General features: G+C 71.3%; 8 protein-coding genes and 1 pseudogene. 7 read left to right on the forward strand and 2 right to left on the reverse strand.

Annotated features, from left to right (window positions below):
* From AB0M20_RS15795 to AB0M20_RS15805, 3 genes are all read left to right on the forward strand, one after another.
* Window positions 1–591 (forward strand): ROK family protein (locus AB0M20_RS15795; protein WP_364298607.1); only part of this gene is annotated, 591 nt, incomplete at its 5' end.
* Between the two features lie 54 nt (window positions 592–645).
* Window positions 646–1,260 carry a hypothetical protein gene (locus AB0M20_RS15800; RefSeq protein ID WP_364298609.1) on the forward strand — a complete coding sequence of 205 codons (615 nt, stop codon included), beginning with the start codon at window positions 646–648 and terminating at the stop codon, window positions 1,258–1,260.
* A gap of 48 nt (window positions 1,261–1,308) precedes the next feature.
* Window positions 1,309–2,868 (forward strand): molybdopterin-dependent oxidoreductase, encoded by a 1,560-nt coding sequence (locus AB0M20_RS15805; RefSeq protein WP_364298619.1) that lies wholly within the window; start codon window positions 1,309–1,311, stop codon window positions 2,866–2,868.
* A 169-nt stretch (window positions 2,869–3,037) separates the two neighbouring features.
* Here the strand turns inward: AB0M20_RS15805 and AB0M20_RS15810 are convergent, their stop codons facing one another.
* Entirely contained in the window at window positions 3,038–3,427 is a 390-nt protein-coding gene (locus tag AB0M20_RS15810) for a WhiB family transcriptional regulator (RefSeq protein WP_203782312.1), read from the reverse strand.
* A 242-nt stretch (window positions 3,428–3,669) separates the two neighbouring features.
* On the opposite strand from AB0M20_RS15810, the gene AB0M20_RS15815 reads away from it, so the two are divergent.
* Window positions 3,670–4,518: a LuxR C-terminal-related transcriptional regulator gene (locus AB0M20_RS15815; RefSeq protein ID WP_364298611.1), complete on the forward strand. Its 849-nt coding sequence runs from the start codon at window positions 3,670–3,672 to the stop codon at window positions 4,516–4,518.
* 36 nt (window positions 4,519–4,554) lie between these two features.
* Here the strand turns inward: AB0M20_RS15815 and AB0M20_RS15820 are convergent, their stop codons facing one another.
* A complete protein-coding gene (locus tag AB0M20_RS15820) occupies window positions 4,555–4,962 on the reverse strand; it encodes a DUF5319 domain-containing protein (protein WP_364298613.1) in 408 nt (135 codons plus the stop codon).
* Window positions 4,963–5,083: 121 nt separating this feature from the next.
* Here AB0M20_RS15820 and guaB point away from each other — a divergent pair, with 121 nt between their 5' ends.
* From guaB to AB0M20_RS15835, 3 genes and pseudogenes are all read left to right on the forward strand, one after another.
* On the forward strand, window positions 5,084–6,571 hold the full coding sequence (guaB, locus tag AB0M20_RS15825; RefSeq protein WP_364298615.1) for an IMP dehydrogenase: 1,488 nt from the start codon (window positions 5,084–5,086) through the stop codon (window positions 6,569–6,571).
* A gap of 20 nt (window positions 6,572–6,591) precedes the next feature.
* Window positions 6,592–7,710, forward strand: coding sequence for a GuaB3 family IMP dehydrogenase-related protein (locus tag AB0M20_RS15830; protein WP_364298617.1), 1,119 nt, complete (start codon window positions 6,592–6,594; stop codon window positions 7,708–7,710).
* A 50-nt stretch (window positions 7,711–7,760) separates the two neighbouring features.
* Window positions 7,761–8,252: pseudogene (locus AB0M20_RS15835) on the forward strand (M1 family peptidase); the annotation flags it as partial.

Here is an 8,252-nt window from a genome sequence, read left to right on the forward strand (position 1 = left end):
GCCGTGGGCTGCGAGAACGTCATCTACCTCTACGGCGACGTGGGCGTCGGCGGCGGGATCATCGCCGGCGGGCGCCGGATCACCGGGCACGGCGGCTACGGCGGCGAGGTCGGCCACATGGTGGTCAACCCGCAGGGCCGGCTGTGCAGCTGCGGGTCGCGCGGCTGCTGGGAGACCGAGATCGGGGAATCCGCGCTGCTGCAGCACGCAGGCCGGACCGGCAAGTACGGGCGGGAAGCAGTGCTCGACGTCGTGGAAGCGGCGATGCGCGGCGACCGGGACGCGCAGCGCGCGGTCCGGCAGGTGGGCGACTGGATCGGCTTCGGTGTCGGCAACCTGATGAACATCTTCAACCCGGAGACGGTGATCTTCGGCGGGACGCTGCGCGACGTGTACCTGGTCGCGGCGGCGCACATCCGCAGCCGCCTCAACTCGGTGGCCCTGCCCGCGTGCCGCGAGCACATCCGCCTGCGAACCCCGGAGATGGGTCCGGACGCCGCGCTGATCGGCGCCGCGGAGCTGGCCTTCGAGCGAATCCTGGAGGACCCGCTCCTACATGGCCTCGCTCCGCTCGGCGGCACTTCGCTCTGAAGGCGGTCGGGCCGTTGTCGGGTTGGTGGTTGGGTTGCTCGTAAGGTTGGGCCGGTGATCGTTGTGGTTGAGGGGCCGACGGCGGCGGGGAAGACGACCTGGTGCCGGCGGCACGTCGGGCGGTTCGTCGGCGAGGCCGCGCACACCGGGGCGGAGCCGATCGACGGGGTCGCGCTCGCCCGGCACTGGGCGCGGGTGAGCATGCGGCGCTGGGCCGAGGCGCAGGAGCTCGAGCGCACCGACGGCGTGGCCTTCTGCGACACCGATCCGATCAAGCTGCACTACGCGTGGGGCATGGCCGCGCTCGGGCTGGCGCCGCGCGCCCCCTTCGACCGTGAGCTGGCCGTGCTGCGGGCGGCGATGCGCACCGGGCGGCTGGGCTTCGCCGACGCGGTGCTGGTCGGCCTGCCGGAGGTCGCCGAGCTGCGGAGCCGGCGGGACGAGGACACCACCCGGCGGCGCCGTAACTTCGCGACGCACGTCCAGCTCCGCGAGCCGCTGCGGCAGTGGTACGAGGCGCTCGACGGGCTCGACCCCGGACGCGTGTTCTGGGAGCTGCCGGACACCGGTGTGCCCAAGCTGCCCGAACCGCGGGCGCAGCGAAGCTCCGTCGATCTGCTCGACGCTCTGATCGCCGCGTTGCCGCCGCTGCGCGTAAGACCCGCGTAAGGACCTCGGCCCGGCCGAGGGTGCACGATTGGTGTCGTGCAGACCAGCATGAAGTCGAAGGTGCGGGCCGGGTCGTCCGGTGTCGCGGCCGCCGCCGCGGCCCTGGGTGTCGCCGAGCTCGTCGCCGTGCTCACCGGACCCACGTCGGCGCCGCTGCTCGCGGTCGGCGGCGTGGTGGTGGACAACGTGCCCGCGCCGGTGAAGGACTTCGGCATCGCCGTGTTCGGCGTGCACGACAAGACGGCGCTGATCACCGGGACCGCCATTCTGCTCGGCGCCTACGCCTGGCTGGTCGGAGTCGTCGCCCTGCGCTCGTGGCGGCTCGCGCTGGGCGGGATCGCGCTTTTCGGCCTGGCCGGGGTGGCCGCCGCGGTGACCCGGCACGACGCCGGTTGGGTCGCGTCGTTGCCGTCGGTGATCGGTGCGCTGGTCGCCGTGCCGGTTCTGCGCTATCTGCTCAACCTCGCGGTGATCGGGGAGCCTGCGGGTGCTCGACTCGGGGGACCCGGTGTCGATGTTGTGGACCACGCTGACTCGTACCCGGAAAACAGCCGGCGGCGATTCTTCAAGGCCGCGGGAATCGTGGTCGGTGTCGCCGCCGTCGGCGGCATCGCCGGACGGCTGCTGACCGGACGCCGCTCGGTGAGCGCGGCCCGCGAGGAAGTGACGCTGCCGGCCGCCCGATCGGCCGCGCCCGCGGTGCCGGCCGGCGCCCAAGCGACCGGCGCGGTCAGCTACGTGACGCCGAACGACGACTTCTACCGGATCGACACGGCGCTGTTCCCGCCGCAGGTCGACCCCGAGACGTGGCAGCTGCGCATCCACGGGATGGTCCGCAACCCGATCACCCTCAGCTGGGAAGACCTGCTCCAGCGGCCCATGCTCGAGCGATACGTGACGCTGGCCTGCGTCTCCAACGAGGTCGGCGGCGACCTGATCGGCAACGCGCTGTGGCTGGGCACGCCCATCAAGGAACTGCTGGACGAGGCGGATCCGCTGCCCGGCGCCGATCAGGTGGTGCAGCGCTCGTCGGACGGATGGACCTGCGGAACCCCGACCGCCGTCCTGCGCGACGGGCGCGATGCGTTGCTCGCGGTCGGGATGAACGGCAAGCCGCTGCCGATCAAGCACGGTTTCCCGGTACGCATGGTCGTGCCCGGCCTCTACGGCTACGTGTCGGCGTGCAAATGGATCACCGAGATCGAGCTGACCCGGTTCTCGGACTTCGACGCCTACTGGGTGCCGCGCGGATGGTCGGCGCAGGCGCCGATCAAGACGCAGTCGCGCATCGACACCCCGCGCGACGGCGCCAAGCGACCGGCCGGCGCGGTGATGGTCGCCGGGGTGGCCTGGGCGCAGCACACCGGCATCGCCAAGGTCGAGGTGCAGATCGACGGGCAGCCGTGGCAGCCCGCGACGCTGGCCGGCACGGTCTCCAGCGACACGTGGCGGCAGTGGACGTTCCGCTGGCCGGACGCCCGGCCCGGAGAGCACGCCATCCGGGTACGCGCCACCGACGTCACCGGATACACGCAGACCAGCTCGCCCGCGCCACCCGCGCCGGACGGGGCCACCGGGTGGCACGGTGTACAGGTATCGATTGAGTAGATCTGAGTAGCCGGGGGACGCACTTTTCGTCCGACTCAGCGCACAAGTTCGCTCATACGGTGGCTTGCATGTCCACCGATGCGGTCGGAGAACCGCTGAACACGACGACGCGGACCCCTTACGGGGACCGCGTCACGAGCTGTGTGGTGTATCTACCTGTCGGGCGCCGTCAGGCCGCCGGCGCCTGCCGCTGTGCGGGCACCGCCGACTTGTGGGGACGGCCGAGGCGCGCCTCGAGCCGGGCAAGGTCGACGCGTCCGTGATGCCGGTCGGCGAGGTCCTCCCAGCCGACCGCGAGCAGCCGCAGCCGCTCCGCTTCGCTGAAACCTCCCCAGACACCGTACGGCTCACGGACGGCCAAGGCGTGCGCTGCGCACTCCGCCCGGACCGGGCAGGCGCCACACATCGACTTGGCTTTCGCCTCGCGGCGGTTGCGGGAGGACCCGCGCTCACCGTCAGGGTGGAAGAATTGCGCACTGTCTCGTCCTCGGCACAGACCGAGTCGCTGCCAGTCCCACAGGTCGGCGATGGGCCCGGGCAGTCTGCGAACGTTCGACATCAACACCCTCCTCCCGCGCGGCACCGCGGAGTGTTGTCACGAGGGGCCTGCTTGCAGTCCTTGCTCAGGCCTGACGCGGTGGTACCCCGGTGATCCCCGCCATAACCACGACTCATCGATGTCTTCTTCAGGCACATGACACCGCGGCCGTAACTCAGACCCACCTTTCCCGTTTTTTCCATCTAAAGCGCGTAATGCTGCGGCCCTCGCGTGATCTCCTCTGAGAGAGAAGGAGGATCACTGTGCGTACCGTCCTCGTGTGCGTCCGTACCCCGCTGGCGGCCCAGACCGTCGCGTCCACCGCGGCCCGGCTCGGCATGACCGGCGTCGTCAGGACGGCGGTCAGCGAGACCGAGGCCATGATCCGACTGGCTGAACGGCCCGCGGAAGTGGTCCTCGCCGACACCGCCGTAACCCGTCCCGACAGCGTCGGCTTCACCCGGCGCGTCCTCGCCCGAGCGCCACAGGCGCAGCTGGTGCTCTTCGGCGCGGAAGACCCCCGGGTCGCCGCGGCCGCGGTGGCCGCCGGTGCCCGCGGCGTCATCCGCGGCGTCGAACACGACCTGGTCAGCGTCGTCGCCAAGGCGCTGCTCCTGCTTCTGTTGCCGGTACGCCCCCAGGGCATGCCGATCAACGGCACCAACGCCCAACCGGCCGCGGTGGCCGGCGGCGCCCGCAACGCCAACTCGACCGCGACCCGCGGCCCCTACCGCGACGGCATGGGCATGGGCGCACCCAACGCGGGCGGCGTCCCGGCGATGATGCCCAACAGCCCGATGGTGCCGGTGCAGCGCGGCGACGCACCGCTGGACCCGGCGACCGGCCGGCCGATGGTGGCCTGGCCCGGGAACGAAGCCGGGGTGGGTGTGGCCGAGGCGGCACCCTCCGGGCGGCGGCTGACCCTCACCGAACGCGAGTTGCAGGTGTTGCGCGGCATGGCCGACGGCAAGAGCAACGCGGAGATCGGGCGGGAGCTCTTCGTCTCCGAGGACACCGTGAAGACGCATGCCCGGCGGTTGTTCCGGAAGCTGGGCGCCCGGGACCGTGCCCACGCGGTGGCGGCCGGCTTCAGAGCCGGCCTGGTTGCTTGACTCGGAAAGCGCGTCCCTCGCTGAGGGGCGCGCTTTCTAGTTCTCGTCCCGGGTCTCGTCGTCCTGGCCCTCGGCCAGGGTGTCGTGTACGCCGTCCGCGTAGCCGCGGGCGTACTCCCACGTCACGTAGTGATCCGGGTCCGGGTCGTAGGCCGGCTCGTGGACCCTCGGGCGGCCGCTGCTCAGCAGGTGGCGCAGGTTGCCCCGGAGCAGATCCCAGTCGAAGTAGTGCGGCTCGTGGCAGTCCTCACACTCGATCACCAGCCCGCGGATGCCCGTGGGACTGAGCAACGCCTGGTAGACCTCGAGGTCACTGAGGTCCTCGAGGACGTCCTGGCGCTCGGCCTCGGTGAGCGGATCGGCCTCGTCGTCGCCCGGATCGTCGAGGCCCGCGGCCGGGTCGACGGGGTCGGAGTTGAACGGGTCGATCGGTTCGTCCTGCACCTGCTCACCGTACCCACTTTCGGCCCGCCCGTGCTGGCCCGCACGCCCTGTGCGCCGTGCGAGGCGCGACTTCGCCGATGAGTAGGATGAAAGCTTGCTGCTCTCGCGATGGGGATGATCTGTGGACGCCGATTCCGCCCGTACAGTGCCGCTCGGACTCACCTTCGACGACGTTCTCCTGCAGCCCGGGGAATCCGACGTCGTGCCCAGCCGGGTCAACACCATCACACGGCTGACCCGGAACGTCGAGCTCACCATCCCGCTGCTGTCCAGCGCGATGGACACGGTCACCGAGGCGCGGATGGCGATCGCCATGGCCCGTGAGGGCGGCATCGGCGTGCTGCACCGCAACCTGTCGCTGGAGGACCAGGCCAACCAGGTCGACCTGGTGAAGCGGTCCGAGTCCGGGATGATCACCAACCCGGTCACCTGCGGCCCCGACGACACCCTGCGCCAGGTCGACCAGATCTGCGGGCGATACCGCATCTCCGGCCTGCCGGTGATCGACGACGACGGCATCCTGGTCGGCATCGTGACCAACCGCGACATGCGGTTCGTCACCGACGACAGCGCCAAGGTGCGCGAGGTGATGACCAAGAGTCCGCTGATCACCGCGGCGGTCGGGGTCAGCAAGGACGAGGCGCTGACCCTGCTGCAGCGGCACAAGGTGGAGAAGCTGCCGCTGGTCGACGACGACGGCCGGCTGCGCGGGCTGATCACGGTCAAGGACTTCACCAAGTCGGAGCAGTTCCCCCACGCGGCCAAGGACGACCAGGGCCGGCTGCGGGTGGCGGCGGCGGTCGGGGTCGGCGACGACGCGTACAAGCGGGCGCGCGCGCTGATCGACGCGGCCGTCGACGTGGTGATCGTGGACACGGCGCACGGACACCAGCGCCAGGTGCTCGAGATGATCACGCGGCTCAAGAAGGACACCACCACCGAGATCGTGGGCGGCAACGTGGCCACGTACGCGGGGGCGAAGGCGCTGGTCGAGGCGGGCGCCGACGCGGTCAAGGTGGGCGTCGGCCCGGGCGCGATCTGCACCACCCGGATCGTGGCCGGCGTGGGCGTCCCGCAGATCACCGCCGTGATGGAGGCCGCGCGTGCCTGCCGGCCGTCCGGGGTCCCGGTGATCGCCGACGGCGGCGTGCAGTATTCGGGCGACCTCGCCAAGGCGATCGTGGCCGGCGCCGACACCGTGATGCTGGGCAGCCTGCTGGCCGGCTGCGAGGAGAGCCCCGGCGACCTGATCTTCATCAACGGCAAGCAGTACAAGCAGTACCGGGGGATGGGTTCGCTGGGCGCGATGCAGTCGCGGGGCCAGGCGAAGTCGTACTCGAAGGACCGTTACTTCCAGCAGGACGTCACCGAGGACAAGCTGGTGCCCGAGGGCGTCGAGGGTCAGGTGCCGTACCGTGGACCGCTGTCGCGGGTCGCACACCAGCTCATCGGCGGGTTGCGTGCCTCGATGGGCTACGTGGGCGCCGAGACGATCCCCGACTTGCAGGTGAAGGGGCAGCTCATCAGGATCACTGCGGCGGGGTTGAAGGAAAGCCACCCGCACGACATCCAGATGACCGTCGAAGCCCCCAACTATCACTCCCGGTAGTAGCAAGCAGAGGATGCGAAATGCGTGACGTCGTCGAGATCGGTCTGGGGAAGACCGCGCAGCGCGGCTATCACCTCGACGACATCGCGATCGTGCCCAGCCGGCGCACCCGCGACGTCGACGACGTGTCGACGGAGTGGAAGGTCGACGCCTACCCCTTCAAGATCCCCTGCGTGGCGCACCCGTCCGACGCGACGATGAGCCCCGAGTCGGCGATCGCGCTGGGCCGGCTCGGCGGCCTCGGTGTGCTCAACGCCGAGGGCCTGTGGACCCGCTACGAGGACCCGACCAAGGTGCTCGAGGAGCTGGGCGCCCTGGGCGAGGACGCCGACGCCACCCGGCGGCTGCAGGAGGTCTACGCCGAGCCGATCCGGCCCGACCTGATCGCTGAGCGGGTCCGCGCCATCCGCGAGGGTGGCGTCACCGTCGCGGTCCGGGTGTCGCCGCAGCACACCCTGGCCCTCGCCCCGGTGATCCTGGACGCCGGCGTCGACCTGCTCGTCATCCAGGGCACGCTGGTCAGCGCCGAGCATGTGTCCACGACGGACGAGCCGCTGAACCTCAAGGAGTTCATCGCCGACCTCGACCTGCCGGTGATCGTCGGCGGATGCACCGACTACAAGACGGCCCTGCACCTCATGCGCACCGGCGCCGCCGGCGTCATCGTGGGCGTCGGCGCCGACGAGTGGTCCACGACGGACACCGTGCTCGGCATCCGGGTGCCGATGGCCACCGCGATCGCGGACGCCGCCGCGGCCCGGCGGGACTACCTCGACGAGACCGGCGGGCGCTACGTGCATCTGATCGCCGACGGCGGCATCCAGACCAGCGGCGACATCGCCAAGGCCATCGGCTGCGGCGCCGACGCGGTGATGCTGGGCGAGCCGCTCTCGCTCGCCGAGGGCGCCCCGGCCGGCGGCGCGTGGTGGCACTCGGCGGCCAGCCACCCGTCGCTGCCGCGCGGCGGCTTCTGCATCGCCGGTGAGCCGGACGGCACCCTCGAGGAGCTGCTCTACGGCCCGGCCGGTCAGCCCGACGGCCAGCTGAACCTCTTCGGCGGGCTCAAGCGGGCGATGGCCAAGTGCGGCTACCACGACGTCAAGGAGTTCCAGAAGGTGAGCCTCGTCCTCGACAAGTGATCGACCGTCTCCTTCGGGTGTCTTTCTCCTGGTCGACGTAGGGTCGGGCGATGCGACGGGTGACGGGTGCGGCGGTGGTGGGCCTGGTCCTGCTCGCGGCCGGGTGCAGCGCCGACGAGAAGCCGGCGCCGACCGGGTCGTCGGCGGCTCCGGCGTTCTCGCCCGGCGCCGACGGCATCGGTGACCCGTACTTCCCGAAGTACGGCAACGGCGGATACGACGTGGCCGGGTACGCGCTGGACCTCCGCTACGAGCCGGGCGACGGCCGGCTGGCCGGGAGCGCGACGATCACCGCCACCGCGACCCAGGACCTCTCCCGGCTCAACCTCGACCTCGCCGGGCTGACCGCGTCGAAGGTGACCGTCGACGGCGCGGCCGCCACGCACAAGGCCGACGGCGCCGAGCTCGTCGTCACGCCGGCCGGCGGGGTGCCGCGCGGTCGGCGGTTCACGGTGGTCGTCGACTACTCCGGCGCGCCCGGTGCGGTGGGCAGTGACGTGCTCGGGCAGGGCGGCTGGCGGCGTACCCCGGACGGCGCCGTC

Source organism: Actinoplanes sp. NPDC051633, assembly GCF_040681735.1.
GTDB lineage: Bacteria > Actinomycetota > Actinomycetes > Mycobacteriales > Micromonosporaceae > Actinoplanes.

What these genes read in the sequence shown, in the direction of transcription:
- AB0M20_RS15805 (WP_364298619.1), top strand. Translation starts at nt 1,309, where the DNA reads ATGAAGTCGAAGGTGCGGGCCGGGTCGTCCGGTGTCGCGGCCGCCGCC.
- AB0M20_RS15810 (WP_203782312.1), bottom strand. Translation starts at nt 3,427, where the DNA reads ATGTCGAACGTTCGCAGACTGCCCGGGCCCATCGCCGACCTGTGGGAC.
- AB0M20_RS15830 (WP_364298617.1), top strand. Translation starts at nt 6,592, where the DNA reads ATGCGTGACGTCGTCGAGATCGGTCTGGGGAAGACCGCGCAGCGCGGC.